Origin of the sequence: Pelodictyon luteolum DSM 273, from assembly GCF_000012485.1 — a bacterium.
Taxonomy (GTDB): Bacteria; Bacteroidota; Chlorobiia; order Chlorobiales; family Chlorobiaceae; genus Chlorobium; species Chlorobium luteolum.
The window spans coordinates 1,388,869-1,404,148 of record NC_007512.1; the positions used below are offsets into that span (position 1 = coordinate 1,388,869).

The following is a 15,280-nucleotide window of genomic DNA, read 5'->3' on the forward strand; positions in this document are numbered from 1 at the left end:
AGCAGAGTGCGGGATCATGAAGCGCATGGGGGCACTGGAACCGATAAGGACAATCCGAGATGGCGGAGTACGGCCAGAAACTCATCCTCTACAGCAAGAGCACCGCTGAAGCGCTGCAGGCGGGTGAGGCTGTTTTGCACGATGACGCAGTCAATGCCGGCTGCATGGGCGGAATTGAAGCCCCGCAGGGAGTCTTCAACCGCCAAAGCGTGGCATGGGTCGACACCAAGCGTCTCGAGGGCTTTGCTGTAGGGTTCGGGGTGCGGTTTAGGCCGCTCTACGTCGTCATCGGCTATGATCAGCTCGAAATGGTCAAGCAGGCCGGTATGACGGTGCATCATGAGCACCTGGTCGCGTGGACTGCCGGTCACCATGGCCAGACGGACTTTTCCAGAAAGAAAAGAGAGTGTTTCAGACACACCGGGCCGGACCGGAACTTCACCCTGAAGACATCGCATGTAGCGGCTGTTGCGCCGGCGCAACATGTCGCCGGCATCATCCTCCTGCATGCCGAGCTCAATGGCGATCTGGAGGCTCCGTTTGGCATTGCCGAGATACTCCCTCGCCCATAAGGCTTCGGTGATCTCCAGCCCCGATTCCCGGAAAAACTCCTTTGTCACATCAAAAAAAAGACGCTCCGTATCCAGCAGCAGGCCGTCGTTGTCAAGGAGCAGCAGTTCCTTCATAGAGCACTCCTCACGCTTCAAGCACTTCACGGATTTTGGAGGTCAAGGCGTCCCGGGAAAATGGTTTTCCGAGGAAGTGCAGCTCCGCACCCGCTTCGGCATCAGCAAATGCATCGGCCGCGTATCCCGACATGAAGAGAGTCTTCAGCCCGGCACGGGCCCGAGAAAGCTTTTCAGCCAGTTCCCGGCCGTTCATGCCGGGCATCACCATGTCGGTGAGGAGCATGGCAATCTCTCCATGATGCTGCTCTGCTCTGGCGAGGGCCTCATCCGCGTTTTCGGCATCGAGCACCCGAAAGCCGATGCTCTCAAGAAAACGGCGTGTGATATGGCGGACAGCGTCTTCATCGTCAACAAGCAGGATGGTAAGATCCTCTGCGGAAACCGAGCCGGTCGATGCATCGGAAGTCGCTCCTGCAGGGCCGTCTGTGATTTCGAAAGAACGCGGAAGGAAGAGCTTCATGATGGTGCCATTTCCAGGGGTACTCTCAACACTCACGAACCCCCCGCTCTGCTCGACGATGCCGTATACCGTCGAAAGACCGAGTCCGGATGCCCCGCTGCGGGTCGAGAAGAAAGGCTCAAAAACATGCTCGAGCACTTCGGGCGCCATACCGTGTCCCGTATCGGACACTTCGACAAGCACCATATCGTCCAGAGATATCTCGCCAATAGAGTCAGGCGTATGCCCTTCCATAGGAACGTTCCGTGTGACGATGTCGATCCTGCCGCCTCCCTCCAGCGCAAGAACAGCATTGTCAAGCAGGTTGGCTATGATTTCTTCGAACTGGGACGGGTCCATATTCACCGGCCAGAGCTCACTGCAAGAGGTAAAGGAAATCTCGATTCCGCTGGCGTAGAGCGGTCTGACTGACTGCAGTACGCCGGCTATAGCATCATTACATGCGATGACTTTGGGAACGACAACCCGTTTGCGGGCGAATGAGAGAAGGCTTGTGGTCAGCTCTGCACAGTGCATCACCGCCTGGCGGATCTCTTCCAGACTCCCATCATGCTCCGAAGCGGGGCCAAGTCGGGAGAGCATAAGGTCGGCATGGCCGAGAATGGACTGGAGGCTGTTGTTGAAATCATGTGCGATGCCGCCGGCAATGCGGCTCACCGACTCCATCTTCCCCGCTTTGACGAGGAGCGAATGCATCCGCTCTTTTTCCGCCTCGATCCTCCGCCGCTCCCGTATGTCCCGCGCAACGCCGATGATGCCGGACAGATTCCCGTCTGCGTCCTGAAGGAACGTCGTCATCACCTCTGTGGGAACCACAGAACCGTCCTTGCAGAGCTGGTCGAACTCGCAGACCGCCGAGCGGGCCGTAATGTCTCCCTGTTGGAGCGCCGTCAGGCGGGACTGGATCTCCTCAGCGGCGACAAGTGCCGAGGCAGGGGTGAGGGCATCGAAAAGCGATTGACGACAGATCTCCTCGGGGGTGAATCCTCTCAGGCTGAACACGGAAGGACTTGCATACACATAGCGGTTACGCCGGAAATCATATAGCCAGATGACATCGCCGCTGTTTTCAGTGAGAAAACGGAAAAAGGATTCTCCGCCGACCGTATCGATGAGGGGAAAGCCCTCCTTGGCCCCCTTAAGCATTCCGGAGACACCTCTGAGCGGGTCTTCATACTGCGGCCCGCTCTGGCAACGCACATGGCCGCCGGCATTATGAACAAAGCGCCGGGGCAGTTCCTCTCCGCCAACAGTCGCATCCTTCAACCGTGCGTTCTTCCTCATGGCAACAACTCCTTTTTGGCGGGGGAGAAATTCATGATGGAACACTCTGCACATACCCTGCACGGAAAAACCAACCTGATGCATAATAGGAATAGTCTCTGTGGCCGTGTAGTCATTGGCGGCAAGTGGGGACCGCCGAAAGGCCACTGGTTCAATGTATGGAAACAGCTCAAGAAAGACAAACCGCCCGCATTCACAGGTAGAGCATGCCCATCCGCACAATCTCCTCTTTCACCCGGTTCCTCAGTTCTTCGGGGGCAACCACTTCGGCTTCTCCTCCGTATCGCATCACCCAGCGCATGACGGCCTCCAGAGAAGGAATCTCCATAGAAAGAGTGAGTGAGCCATCCTCATGCTCTTCGAGCTCCTGGGAAGAATGCCACTTTCTCTCCCTGATCCACTGCGAGTGATGCGGGGAAAACCGGAGCGAAACCTTTACGAGCTGAGGTTCGCGAACATCCTCGAATGCTCCGGAAAGATATCGGCCCAAAGGAAACCCTTCCTGAAGACTGAAGACTTCATCGAGCGGCACTGCCTCGCTGATCCTTGAAACAGCAAAGGTGCGCACCTCCTGACTCAGCTCACACCATGCGACGAGGTACCATGAGGTGAGCACCTGCGAAAAATGAAGGCGATAGGGATGAATGGTGCTTTGTGTCGCAGCTCCGCTTCTTGACGAGTCATCGTAGATGATCCTCATTTTCGTCTGTTGCCGGAGGGAGTCCTCGATGGAAGTGAAACAGGCAATCGAGACCAGCGGGTCGGAAAACCGGCCGAAGGAATGGATGTCGGACTCGGATCGGTCGGCACAGGCCCCGGGAAGATACTGCAGCACCTTGTCGAGTGCACGGCTCACCTCATCATGGCAGGGCGTGCCGTGATACCCTGAGATTACTTTCTTGGTTGCCATAAGTGCCTCGGCCTCCATGGGATCGAGAAGCACCTCGGGAAGGAACTGCCATGCCCCTTCATAGGCAAACCCCCGTCTCCGGGAGTCATAGACTATCGGGGCACCGAGCATGTCCTTCATGTAGCGGATGTCGGACCGGATGCTTCTTGGCGACACGTCGAAATAGCGGGCGACGGCGGAACAGTTGGGATATCGGCTGTTGCGGAGCAGGCGGTCCAGATGCTGCATCCGTACCATCGGGGGCCGGAACTGTCTCATGGGCATGTACTACATTAAAACAATAACGAAACGGTCACAGTATAGTTTAAAATAGGCGAATAATAGGCGAAAGTAAAAGTATTTATCTGTTTTTTACTGTGTAGGCAGATTCTTCAGGCTGCTTCAGGCTGGTTTTTGCGTATAAAAAGCTTTACCAGTTCAAGCACGGGAAGCACGGAGAGAGCCGGAAGCACCGTCAGGATCCAATCTTTTCCCTCAAGTCGGACCACGCCGAACGGCCCTTCAAAGAGGGGCACGAAAAGCACTGCGGCAAACATGCAGGACTCCCACAGCACCGCAAGGTTGAGCCAACGGTTGGCAAACGGACGGCGGAATACCGAGGCTGTGAGGGAACGGAAATTATAGGCTTTGAAAAACTCGATCAGGACGAGCGAAACGAAGGTCATGGTCATGGCTGTCCCGACAGAGCGCTCAGTATGAAGCGCGTAGGTGAACAGGAGGAGGTTGCAGAGGGTCGACCAAAGACCGCCGGCAAGCATGAGAGCCATGAGCGGAGGTGTGAAGACGCCGGTCTTCGGATCTGCAGGGGGACGGCGCATGATGCCCTCTTCAGGGGGATCGACGCCAAGAGCAAGTGCAGGAAGGCCATCGGTGGCCAGGTTGACATAGAGGATCTGCACCGCAGTAAGCGGCATCGGCAGACCCAGCAGCATGGCGCCCACAATGAGACCGAGCTCCCCGATATTGGATGAGAGCAGGTAGGTCAGATACTTGCGGATGTTGTCGTAGATGCCCCGACCCTCTTCGATGGCATCGACGATTGAAGAGAAATTGTCGTCAGTGAGGGTCATGGCCGAGGCCTCCCGGGCGACATCGGTGCCGGTGATGCCCATCGAGATGCCGATATCGGCCCGCTTCAGGGCCGGGGCGTCATTAACGCCATCTCCAGTCATTGCGACCACTTCGCCGTTTTTCTGCAATGCCTCGACAAGGCGGAGCTTGTGCTCGGGAGAGACCCGAGCAAACACAGAAACGGAGGCGGCAACGTCACAAAGGGCACCCTCATCCATCGTCTTCAGCATCGCACCGCTCACCACACGCCCGTCACCGGGAAAGCCCAGTTCCTTGGCAATCGCCGCAGCCGTCAGAGGGTGGTCGCCGGTAATCATCACAGGACGTATGCCGGCCTCGATGCATCGGCGGACAGCCGGCCCCGCTTCCGGACGGGGAGGGTCGATCATTGCTGCAAGGCCGAGAAAGGTCATTCCGGTTTCCGCACCCTCAAAATCCTCTGCATCCCGTCTGGCGAATCCGAGCACCCGCAGGGCGTTGCTTCCGTACAGGTCAGCCGCCGCCTGCATCTGGGTTTTCAAAGCATCATCGAACGGTACTGACGCACCGTCCATAGACACAGCTGAACAGCTCCGGAGCACCGCCTCCGGAGCCCCTTTCATGAACACCTGCCCCTTCCCCTCAATCCGGTGCAGGGTAAGCATCCGCCTTGTTTCGGATGAAAACGGGATTTCTCCGATGCGGGGACAGCGCTTTCTTTCAGCCTTTTCATCAATGCCGGCCTTGCGTGCTGCAACGACGAGAGCCCCTTCGGTGGGATCCCCGGCAACCGTCCAGATGCCATCCCCGTCCATCTCGAGACCGGCGTCGTTGCAGAGCACTGCCGCCAGAAGCAGCGCTTTAGCCTTATCGGGCATGAAGGAACCCTCTGCAACGGAGAGGGTTCCCTCGGGCAGATAGCCGGTGCCGCTGATGAGCACCTCTCCCTCTCTGAGGCGGATCCTCCGGACGGTCATTTCATCGCGGGTCAGGGTACCGGTCTTGTCGGTACAGATCACCGTTGTGCTTCCGAGCGTTTCAACCACAGGAAGTCGGCGCATGAGTGCGTTTCGCCGGGCCATCCGCTGTACGCCGAGGGCGAGCGAAATCGTGACGACAGCAGGAAGGGCCTCAGGGACCACCGCAACGGCAAGGGCAATACCGAAAAGCACCATCTCCATGAAGGGTCGTCCGTGCAGCAGCCCTGAAACGACGATGAAGAGAACAATCAGAAGCGCAGCTCTTGAGAGAAGGATGCCCACCCGGTCAAGGTTTTTCTGGAGCGGGGTCCGCTCCGGAGGAACCTCCCCGAGAAGCGAAGCAATCCTGCCGAACTCAGTCTGCATGCCGGTTGCCGTCACCACGGCCTCTCCCCGTCCGGCACGGATGGTCGTACCGGCAAACACCATGTTGAGCCTGTCTCCCGGAACGGCTTCCTCCCTAAACACGGAGTCTGCTGATTTTTCCGTCGCTTCAGACTCCCCCGTCAAGGGCGACTCGTCGACAATCATGCCATAGGAAGAGAAAATGCGGGCGTCGGCCGGCACCCTGTCACCCGCATCAAGGATGATGATGTCGCCAGACACAAGTTCCGATGCGTCAAGCGTTGACTCCCTGCCTCCCCGCCTGACCCGGGCCATCGGTGCCGCCATCTTCCTGAGTGCAGCAACAGCCTGTTCCGCCCTGTACTCCTGGACAAAACCGAGCACCACGGCGAAAAGGACGATAATGGCGATTGTTGCCGCTTCAAGCCCCTCGCCGATCAGGAACGAAAGAGCGGCTGCAATGAAGAGGGTTATGACGAGTACATTGCGGAACTGAAGGAGGAGCAGGGAAAGTGGACGGACGGGGCGGACAGGGCGGATGATGTTCGCCCCTTCCTTATGCTTGCGCAGAAGGACGGCATCGTGCGTCAGTCCGTCCGGACCGGAATCAAGCCGGCGCATGGCCTCATCGGCCGGAAGCGCGTGCCATGGTACCCTGGAATCCGAATGCATGAGACCCTCCCGTGATGATCGGGTTTCCCGCCCCTTCTTGAGGGGCGCATGTCTCTACGGAGGAAAAAACACCGCCAGAGATGTTTTAAACGGAAGCCTGGAGCTTAAAAGTTTACGGCCACGGCCCTCGAGGCCTGAAGACGGAACTTCTCTATCCAGTCAGGACCCGAATGCTTTATGGCAAGGGCGACGGTAAGATGCTCGGCCCGGAGTCCCATGTCGACGTTGCGGCCGAGTCCCTGGACGCAGGATGGACAGTTGGTCAGGATGACGGCATCCGGCGCTCCATGCATGGCCTGGCCGATAGCCTCCCGTTTGCGCTGGAGCATAGAATCGGTGATGTCGGGGCGAGACAGAGAGAGAGTGCCGGCCTCCGAACAGCAATGCGGAACCGGAGTGATGGCACCGAACCCGCCGATTTCGGCAATGACTTCCTGCGCCTTGCCGTGCAGTGAATCATGGCAGGGAGCGTGGTAGAGTCCCCGCGCCCCGCCCTCAAGCCTCATTCCCTGCTCCTGCAGCCAGGCCGCGGTGTCAATGATTCTGCCGCCGAAGAGCCGGCCAGCCTCGATTGCGTCCAGTCCCTCCATGCATGTGCCGCAGGTCACCAGACAGGCATCGAATTCAATGTAGGAGAACATCTCCCTGATCTGGCTGAACATCACGCTGTTGCGGAGCACGATGCTGGAATACTGATCGGTTTTTGCATTGACATGGGCAGGAAATCCGCAGCAGAGAAACGGCGGGGGGATAACTACCCTGGCTCCCGCTTCGAGCAGGAGGTGGATGGCCGCCATCGATATGGTGGAGTTGAGCCGCTCGGAACCGCACCCCGGGAAATAGAAGACGCTGGAGGTGGCTTCCCGGGCAGGTTCGAACACGAGCACCTGGTCGGGGCCGCATTCGGGCAGTACGTCGCGCAGGGTCCCGGCAGGCACCTTCGGCACCGGCGAACGGAGCATACGTAGCGGGTAGAGTGCCGGAGGCTCGTTTTCGGGCTGAATGGGCCGTACGATGCGGGTACCTGCCCGCTGGGCGGCGCCTCCCATCTGGAGCACACTCTTGCGGAACAGCTGGTTGAAGGCCGGAGAGCGGCTTTCAAGATAGCTCAGGGTCATTTCAGTAACCGGAGAGGAGTGCTTGATGCCCCAACCCGAAAGGATTTCACGCTCAAGAACGGAGACGTCTCCTGTATCGATATCGACAGGACAGGGCTTGAGGCACTTGTGGCAGATAGTGCAGTGGTCGGCAACCTCCTCAAGCCAGCGGAGCAGGGCAAAATCGGTCGAGCGCTCGCGCTGCGCATCGAACAGCAGCGCCTCAATCAGCGAGCCGATGGCGAGGTTCTTGTTGCGCGGGTGATAGAACATCCCGCGTGCAGGATAGTAGACACAGCAGTCCGTCTTGCATTTTCCGCAGCGGATGCAGTAGTCGACCTTCCGTGACAGCGACTCGATCTGGGCCCGCTGCAGAATGTGGGCCTCAAGCTCGAGCATATTGAACGAGGGGGTGAAAATATGCTTGAGGAGCTCGAGGTCGTCGAGCTTGCCGGGGTTCATGAGTCCTTTGGGGTCAACCTTCCTGCGGTACAGCGAAAGCTCCTCAAGGATCGAGGGGTCGAGGTATTTCAGTTTGGTGACGCCGATGCCGTGCTCACCGGACACAACGCCGCCGAGCTCGACCACCTTTTCCATCACCCGGTCAATGACCCGGTCTGCCCGCTCCAGCATTGGCCGGTCGTTCGAGAGCACCGGCACGTTCACATGCACGTTGCCGTCACCGGCATGCATGTGGGTTGCGAGCACGATTCTCCGGTCGCGGATATAGCGGTATCTCTCTTCAAGCGCCTCCTGGACATCAGGGTACCCCTGCAGGAGCTCGCCAAGCTCGCCGGCCAGTTCTTCGACGATTGCAAGTGAACGGAGATCCTCAAGGGAAGCTTCCGATATCCTGTTGCCGAAAAGCCTGCAGAGATCGAGGCCTGCGGGGACTTTGGCGGCAAACTGCCCGTCATCCTCAACGACCTTGGCCCCCTGGAGGACATCGCGTGCACGCTCCATGAAAAGCAGCTGGGCGTGTCGTTCCTCCTCGATGTTCAGGCCGTCGATGAACCGCGCGAATTCTGCCAGAGCTTCGAGCGGGATGACAATGTCCTCATTGAGCTTGAAGGCATTGGTACGCCGGGCGATGGCGCCGAGTTTCTTGCGGTCGGCCCAGAACCGTTCGGCCGCGGCATCATCGCGCGCCAGGAACATCAGGGTGTTGGGATGGCGGCTGAGAAGTTCCTCCACCCGCGCCACCCCGCGGCCCGCCTCTTCCTCCGTATTGCCCGCGATATCGATGAGCAGAACCGCCTTCGGCGTCTGCGGCCTTGTGGCCTTCACCTTATAGTCAATCGCCCGGATGTACTCATCGTCGAAATGCTCAAGGGCGAGCAGGGCCTCGCCGCCTTCGGCCGGCAGCGGGAAAATCTTCGACAGTTCGACAATCACCCGGCTTGCTTCGTCCATATCGGGTCCGAAAAACTCCAGGCAGAGCGTTTTCTTGACCGGGTACTTTGGATAGAGCACGAACACGGCCGAGGTGATGACCCCGTCGGTACCCTCTTTCTGCAACCCCGGCACGCCGCCGAGAGCCTTGTTGGTGATGTCCTTCCAGAGGCCTTTCTTCCGGATGTCTGTGCCGAGCAGCTCAATGCGGTCGATCCTCCGGTCTGATTCGTCGCGGATCTCGAAGGCGACGGTATCTTCGTGCAGAATCTTGCGAAGCCGGTGGTCGGTTCTGCGGACGGTGATGTTCTCTCCCGTCGGCATGGCCATCCGCCACTCAAGCAGATTATCTATGCATGTGCCCCAGCGCACCGCCATTTTGCCGCCGGCGTTTTCAGAAATATTGCCACCGATGGTACAGGACCATTCGCTGGTGGGATCGGTCGCAAACACCAGTCCATGGTGATCGGCCTCGTGCATGGCCTTTTCGGTCACAACGCCTGCCTCCACTTCAATGACCGATGCGGTGCGCATCTGGCCGTCATCAAGCTCGAATTCACGGGCGGTGATCCCCTTGATGTGGTTCATCTTCTCCATGTTGACGATGACGCAGCCGGAATGCAGCGGAACCGCGCCACCCGTCAGGCCTGTTCCTGCACCGCGCGGAATGGCATGAAGCCCGAGGCTGGAAATGGCGGTGAGAATCGGGGCCACCTGCAGCTCGAGATCGGGCGTGACGACTGCGACAGGCAGATGCAGGCGCCAGTCTGTGGCATCCGTCGCATGAGCAACAAGGGAAAACGGGTCGAAGAGTACGTTCTTCACGCCGACCACTGCGCCAAGCTCACGGCGCATCCTCCGGCGAAGATCGGGAGTGAGGGCAACCACACGACGGAACCGCTCAACCTCTTCCTGAACGGCGGCAACGATCGCCGTGACGCGGGTTTCGCCGTTGGCCGATGCGGCAATGACCTCGAGGTCCGCCATCGCACGCTCGAACAGCCTGCGCCGCCGTGCAGCCGAATCGACCAGTTCCTGGAACAGATAGGGGTTGCGGCGATGGATGAGGATTTCGCCAATGATGCTCATCAGAAGGCGCGCCGAACGGCCCGTCACCCTGCGCTCACGCAGTTCGTCGAGCATACGGACGACATCGGCTCCGAGCAGGAACGCAATGGCCTGACGGTCACCAGCCGAAGTGTAATTGAAGGGAATCTCCCTCGGTGTGCTTTGTGCCGATTTCTGGGATTTCTGGCCTCGTGTCAACATTCAATCAGGGGTCATGGTGTAAATAATAAAAATAACACAATCCGGAGGCATTCCATTCCTCAAGGCAGAAGAGCGCGAGCCCGTTCTCCCATATCGAGCTGGAACATTCCCGCGAGAGTCCGTTTTTCCGATGAGGAACCTGCAAACAGCTTGAATCCCATCATACTGGTCATCGACTGGACCGCACAGTTGATCCTGCCGATGAAAAGATCAAGATCGGTAACTTCATGCCGGACGTCGGAAGCCGCCTGCTCCATGAATGCCAGGAACTGCTGCTGGCGCATCTCACCGATCCGCGAGGACCATGAGGCGTCTGATATCCGGAAAGCACAGAGCGGTTCATCAATCACGTACAGGTCTCCGAGCTGGAGCAGCTGGAGCCAGAAATCAAGGTCCGTGGTATAGGGCACCCGTGCGCTGTAGCCGCGGGTTCGAGGAATGGCTTCAGAGGGAAACATGCCGGATACCGGTTCGCCGATGATATTGGTACCCATGCGCACCATCTTGCGGACCACCTCGACTGGTCCCTTGCGCCCTTCGTCCAGAAAGTTCACCTTGCTGATGAGCGTCTTTCCGTGGGAGTCGATGATGGCCCGCTGGGCACTGACGAGGCTGACGCCCTCGTTCATGGGATCCCGGAACGCAGCAACCTGTTTTTCCAGGCATGAGGGATAGAGTATGTCGTCGCCGCACACCAGCTTCACATAGCGACCCGACACCTCGCTGACGGCACGGTTCCAGTTTGCTTCAGGACCGAGGTTTCGCTCGTTCTGCTGAAGACGGATGCGCGGATCGGCATAAGACGCCGCTATTTCGAACGACTCGTCCGTTGAATTGTCATCATAGATAAGCAGCTCAAAATCCTCGTACGTCTGGGAAAGTATCGAGCGGATTGTTTCACCGATAAAACGTGCATTGTTGTACATCGGAACAGTCACGGTGACCATTGGACGGTTGCAACCGTTCATACCATTGCCTCCCATACATTTATGGGCAGAGCCTTCATTACGGCGCCCCGCCTTCATCGATACGCTGTGTGTGTCCTGCTAGTCTGCAATATAGCGCGCGTCATGCTTCTCTGCCCATCCGGGAGTCGCTTTTTTCCCTGAATCCAGCACTGTGGCCCCTGAAACCCTGGCGCCGCTGAGCCTCGTACGGCTCATGTTGGCCCTCCAGAGGTTCGCGCCACAAAGATCGGCGCCGCCGAGATCAGCTCCGGCAAGCGTTGCCCCCCTAAGGTCGGCACCCCGAAGGTCGGCGCCGCGCAGGTCAGCATCCCCGAGGTCCGTAAGCCGCATACCGGCCGCTGACAGGTCAGCGCCCCTAAGGTCGGCCCCAAAGAGGTTTTTGCCGGCGAAATCCGCTTCGCGGAGGTTGATGGCAACAGGACTCTCAGTACGACGCATCCGGTTCCACCGGGTAACATTCTTCTTCAGCGACTCGTACTGTATGGCGTCATAGGGTGCATTCAAGGGACCGGTGCGCTGCCAGAGGTTCACAATCCCCTTGCGGGGAGCCTTTTCGGGACGCACGCTCTGCGCCCCCACGAGAGGAACAGCAGCGGAAGATGACGCTGCGGGTGCGGCAGTCTCTCCGGCCGACACGCCGGGGGCCACAGCCGTTCGGGCGGGTGGCGGAGCGGGGATGTCTGCGATGAACAGGGCGCCATGGGCCACTGCCCAACGAGCCGTCGCATAGCTGCCGGAATCAAGCACGGTTGTTTCCGACACGCTTGCGCCTTGAAGCCTCATCCGGTCGGTGTTCGCCCTCCAGAAATATGCAGCACGGATGTCAGCGTTCCCAAGGTCGGCACCGTTCAGCTGAGCTTCACGGAAATGGACCTCCTTCAGGTCCGCTCCGTGGAACACAGCACCGGTGCAGTCGGACAGCCGGAGGTCGGCCCGAACCAGGACGGCACCCGTACAATCCGCTCCATCGAGCACGGCGGACGCCAGATCCGCACCGTTCAGCCGGGCGCCCTGCAGGTTGGCGCTGGAGAGGATCGAAGATACGGCCGTAACTGAATCCAGCACTGCCCCCTTCAAATCCGCACCCGACAGGTTCGTCTGGCTGAGATCGGCTCCCCGGAGAACGGCACCGTGCAGATCGTATTCCATCAGTTTACGGCCCTTGAGGTCCGCGCCTGAAAGATCGGGATGCTCCGGGCCGCTCTGGCTCCGCATGGCGTTCCACGCCTGCCTGCCTTCGCGCAGCTTCAGAAGAAGAGACTGATCAGCGGCAGCAAGCGGTGCGGCACTTCCGAGAATGACCAATGCGCCAAAAAGAAACGGCAGGACGCGGGACGGCGGCAGGAAGTACCGGAATGAAAAGCCCATGGCGTTGATGGTGTACATGGGGTTCATGCTGAGGGTCCGTTGTCTCCGGAGCCTGCATGAAGCTCCCTGTGGAGGTTGAAGGAAAGAAAGAGGACAGCTAGCCCGAACACCAGCCCGGACAGGCCGAGCAGAACGGCATTCTCAATGAAAAAGGCCAGCAAAACTCCCGTCGCCGAAACCAGCATCACGGTAAGCTGCATGAACGCCCGGTCCATTGCTGCAGATGAAAGCAGGCGGGAAAGGGCCTGGCCTTCCTGAAGCATCTCCAGAGAATCCTTCCTGACGATGGCGGGGATGACGATGTAGATCATTCCGATGAAAGAGAAGGTGATCCAGCCGAGCAGAGCGGCATGGGTGTGGGAATGGTAGATCCACATCGCATCCGGGCTGATGGGAGGATGCGCTCCGAACGGGATGCCCTTGATGAAGTAGACGTTCATGATGCCGTATGCGCTTGTGGCGAAGAGAAGTGAAAGTCCACTGAAGAGGAACGCCAGAGCCGGATGGTGGAAGTTCTTCTTGAAGAAGGTGTAGAGGTAGGCTGCAAAGCCCCAGAGGATCGCCATGACGCCGAACAGTAGAACGTGGCTGACGAGCATCATCCCGAAATAGTGACCGATGAGGATGACGATGAGGAACACCAGAACCCCGCCGACAAACGTATAGAACCAGAGGCTGAAGAGACGCGTGATGAGTTCACGCTTCGGAGACTGCTTCCAGGCATAGGTATAGAGGAACCCCATGACGCTGATGGAGAGGGGGAAAGAGGAGCCGAGGAAATAGGCCGACTGCGTCACGAAAAACGGAATGAGGCCCTGTTCCGGGAACGCCTCCTTGAGGCCGAGGGTGAAGAGACCGAGGTTTGCGTTGAGCAGGAAGATGACATCGAAGATATAGTACCGGACCGAGACGTCCTTCCAGATCTTCGGGATGGAAAGCGTGGTGAAGATCTCGTAGAGCGGGCCCATGACGATGATCATGAGAAACAGGCCGGTCAGCGCTTTCAGGAGCGGCCACTGCATCCATACCGCCACGGTGATGGAAACGAGGGAAAGCAGGACGGCGTAGATGTAGCGCCGCTGCCTCGGGGGGCTGATCTTCAGCTCCGGATAGATGGCCGAAGTCAGGTACCGGTTGAAGATGAGGATGGCAAGGTTGCCGAACCCGATGAAAAAGAGGTACGGGTGAAGCTGGTTCAGGAAATGGCTGCCGGCAACGGCGCCGAGGGCTCCGAGAAGGGCGGCGACAGTGATGACTGAAATGGTGACGTAGAGAAACTGTCTGGCAACGCTGCCGGTCGATTCAGTGTGTGATGTAGGCTGCATCAAAAGAGGCGTTTTGTGTTGTTCAGTTCAAGGATGGCGATGAGCGAAAGTGCTATGAGTGCAACATTCAGGGTCAGGGGGTTGAACGGCAGGGTCAGCATGCCGGGCTCGAAAATGCCGACGAAGAGGAGCAGCATGCACAACGTCACGATATTGAACCAGAAAACCCAGTTCCGGCGGGCCACAAGGAGGTAAAGACCGAAAACTATCTCCCCCGCTCCCATCCAGGAAACCGCAATACAAGCCCACCGGTACACGGGAATGATATGGCCGAGGAGTTCGACTTCCCCGCTGCTCATGCAGTAGAGTTTGGGCACAGCCCCCTGGTAGATCCAGGAAAAGGCCAGAGCCACACGGCACAGGATGAGCACACTGCTCTCTGCGGACATGAATGCCATCGGGGAAAAACCCTTAGCCTTGGTGGACGTGGTGTCGTTCGGATTGTTCATGGTGTGCATCCCTGCAAAATACGAGAGTCCCGGTGACGATTCTGAAAATTCAGCACAAGCAAAAAAATCAAGGCGCCTGCATCCAATAAAAAAGCGAACCGGAGTTCGCTTTTCAATATGCCGGTGCATTCCTCTGTATCCTTCAACCCGTCAACGGGTCAGCAGAAATTGCTGGAAATGGAGCAGGAAATGACGGCGCACTCCCTGACATGGTCGAGGATCGAGAGGATCCCGGTATGGCTGATGATGTTCTGGTCGTTGACCGTCGACTTCAGCTTCTCCACAGCCTTGTCGTAAAGACCCTGGATCTCCTGCATCATGTCGAGGGTTTCGCGGGCATGCTTCGAGTTGCCGCTGACAAAGGCTTCAACCGCTTTCTTGATCATTTCAGCGGTGATGTCGCCCATTGGTTTCAGGCCGTATTCGTCCTTATGGAGCTCCTGCACATTCGAAAACTCGACAAACGGCGTCTTCTCGGCGATGTTGAGGGCAAACTGGGCCATTTTCTCCAGTTCCTGCAGGATCATGCGGGCATCGCGGACACCCTTCAGCTGGTCGGTATCGAGGGTCTGGAACGCACTGTATGCAAGGGTGAGATACTCGACCTCGAACTTGCCCTTCTGGATATATTCTTCGTCGAACTTGAAGGCAGAGGCCGCCAGTTCGGTATTCTTCTTGGTTGAAGCCCTGATGCTGAGCATCAGGTTGTTTTCCACGTTCGAGGACAGCTTGGTGAGCTTCTGCTTGAGGGACTCAAGCTGCACGTGCACAGTACCCTGGGGTTTGATGGAAAGACCGAACTTCTGGGGATCGATCTGAACGGTGAAGGCTTTCGGGGTTGCAGCAGTTTTCGGGGAATCACCGAAAAGTTTTCCTAACAGACTGGCCATAAGGATCGGACACCATGCTTAATGATTAAGGGAAAGAGTACGAGAAAAAGCGAGAGAAAACGGAATATCGCTTGTAAACTGAATTTAGCTGTCGGGAGGGGTTAAATCAAAGAAAAAAACAGCAAAAAAGCC

General features: G+C 58.1%; 10 protein-coding genes. All 10 read right to left on the minus strand.

What is annotated here, in order from left to right; translation table 11 throughout:
- Positions 1 to 14: 14 nt before the first annotated feature.
- The 10 genes from PLUT_RS06405 to PLUT_RS06450 all read right to left on the minus strand — a co-directional run bounded on the left by PLUT_RS06405 (position 15) and on the right by PLUT_RS06450 (position 15,148).
- Positions 15 to 686 carry an HAD family hydrolase gene (locus PLUT_RS06405; RefSeq protein ID WP_011357965.1) on the minus strand — a complete coding sequence of 224 codons (672 nt, stop codon included), beginning with the start codon at positions 684 to 686 and terminating at the stop codon, positions 15 to 17.
- A gap of 10 nt (positions 687 to 696) precedes the next feature.
- Positions 697 to 2,433, minus strand: a complete 1,737-nt coding sequence (locus tag PLUT_RS06410) for an ATP-binding protein (RefSeq protein WP_011357966.1) — start codon at positions 2,431 to 2,433, stop codon at positions 697 to 699.
- A 193-nt stretch (positions 2,434 to 2,626) separates the two neighbouring features.
- Positions 2,627 to 3,607, minus strand: a complete 981-nt coding sequence (locus PLUT_RS06415) for a helix-turn-helix transcriptional regulator (protein ID WP_011357967.1) — start codon at positions 3,605 to 3,607, stop codon at positions 2,627 to 2,629.
- 107 nt (positions 3,608 to 3,714) lie between these two features.
- Positions 3,715 to 6,390 (minus strand): cation-translocating P-type ATPase, encoded by a 2,676-nt coding sequence (locus PLUT_RS06420; RefSeq protein WP_011357968.1) that lies wholly within the window; start codon positions 6,388 to 6,390, stop codon positions 3,715 to 3,717.
- Positions 6,391 to 6,494: 104 nt separating this feature from the next.
- Positions 6,495 to 10,148 carry a DUF3683 domain-containing protein gene (locus PLUT_RS06425; protein ID WP_011357969.1) on the minus strand — a complete coding sequence of 1,218 codons (3,654 nt, stop codon included), beginning with the start codon at positions 10,146 to 10,148 and terminating at the stop codon, positions 6,495 to 6,497.
- A gap of 59 nt (positions 10,149 to 10,207) precedes the next feature.
- Positions 10,208 to 11,116 carry a glycosyltransferase family 2 protein gene (locus tag PLUT_RS06430; RefSeq protein WP_011357970.1) on the minus strand — a complete coding sequence of 303 codons (909 nt, stop codon included), beginning with the start codon at positions 11,114 to 11,116 and terminating at the stop codon, positions 10,208 to 10,210.
- A gap of 78 nt (positions 11,117 to 11,194) precedes the next feature.
- On the minus strand, positions 11,195 to 12,511 hold the full coding sequence (locus tag PLUT_RS06435) for a pentapeptide repeat-containing protein (protein ID WP_011357971.1): 1,317 nt from the start codon (positions 12,509 to 12,511) through the stop codon (positions 11,195 to 11,197).
- On the minus strand, positions 12,508 to 13,809 hold the full coding sequence (locus PLUT_RS06440) for a hypothetical protein (protein WP_011357972.1): 1,302 nt from the start codon (positions 13,807 to 13,809) through the stop codon (positions 12,508 to 12,510). Before PLUT_RS06440 ends, PLUT_RS06435 begins: the two co-directional genes overlap by 4 nt.
- Positions 13,809 to 14,207 carry a DoxX-like family protein gene (locus PLUT_RS06445; protein ID WP_041464120.1) on the minus strand — a complete coding sequence of 133 codons (399 nt, stop codon included), beginning with the start codon at positions 14,205 to 14,207 and terminating at the stop codon, positions 13,809 to 13,811. The genes PLUT_RS06440 and PLUT_RS06445 overlap by 1 nt, the downstream gene beginning before the upstream one ends.
- Positions 14,208 to 14,416: 209 nt before the next feature.
- Complete coding sequence (locus PLUT_RS06450) at positions 14,417 to 15,148, minus strand: PhoU domain-containing protein (RefSeq protein ID WP_011357974.1); 732 nt, start codon at positions 15,146 to 15,148, stop codon at positions 14,417 to 14,419.
- Between the last annotated feature and the right edge of the window lie 132 nt (positions 15,149 to 15,280).

Bases quoted from the DNA above. Each gene is read 5' to 3' on its own strand.
- PLUT_RS06405 (WP_011357965.1), bottom strand. From the start codon at position 686: ATGAAGGAACTGCTGCTCCTTGACAACGACGGCCTGCTGCTGGATACG.
- PLUT_RS06410 (WP_011357966.1), bottom strand. From the start codon at position 2,433: ATGAGGAAGAACGCACGGTTGAAGGATGCGACTGTTGGCGGAGAGGAA.
- PLUT_RS06415 (WP_011357967.1), bottom strand. From the start codon at position 3,607: ATGCCCATGAGACAGTTCCGGCCCCCGATGGTACGGATGCAGCATCTG.
- PLUT_RS06420 (WP_011357968.1), bottom strand. From the start codon at position 6,390: ATGCATTCGGATTCCAGGGTACCATGGCACGCGCTTCCGGCCGATGAG.
- PLUT_RS06425 (WP_011357969.1), bottom strand. From the start codon at position 10,148: ATGTTGACACGAGGCCAGAAATCCCAGAAATCGGCACAAAGCACACCG.
- PLUT_RS06430 (WP_011357970.1), bottom strand. From the start codon at position 11,116: ATGAACGGTTGCAACCGTCCAATGGTCACCGTGACTGTTCCGATGTAC.
- PLUT_RS06435 (WP_011357971.1), bottom strand. From the start codon at position 12,511: ATGAACCCCATGTACACCATCAACGCCATGGGCTTTTCATTCCGGTAC.
- PLUT_RS06440 (WP_011357972.1), bottom strand. From the start codon at position 13,809: ATGCAGCCTACATCACACACTGAATCGACCGGCAGCGTTGCCAGACAG.
- PLUT_RS06445 (WP_041464120.1), bottom strand. From the start codon at position 14,207: ATGGCATTCATGTCCGCAGAGAGCAGTGTGCTCATCCTGTGCCGTGTG.
- PLUT_RS06450 (WP_011357974.1), bottom strand. From the start codon at position 15,148: ATGGCCAGTCTGTTAGGAAAACTTTTCGGTGATTCCCCGAAAACTGCT.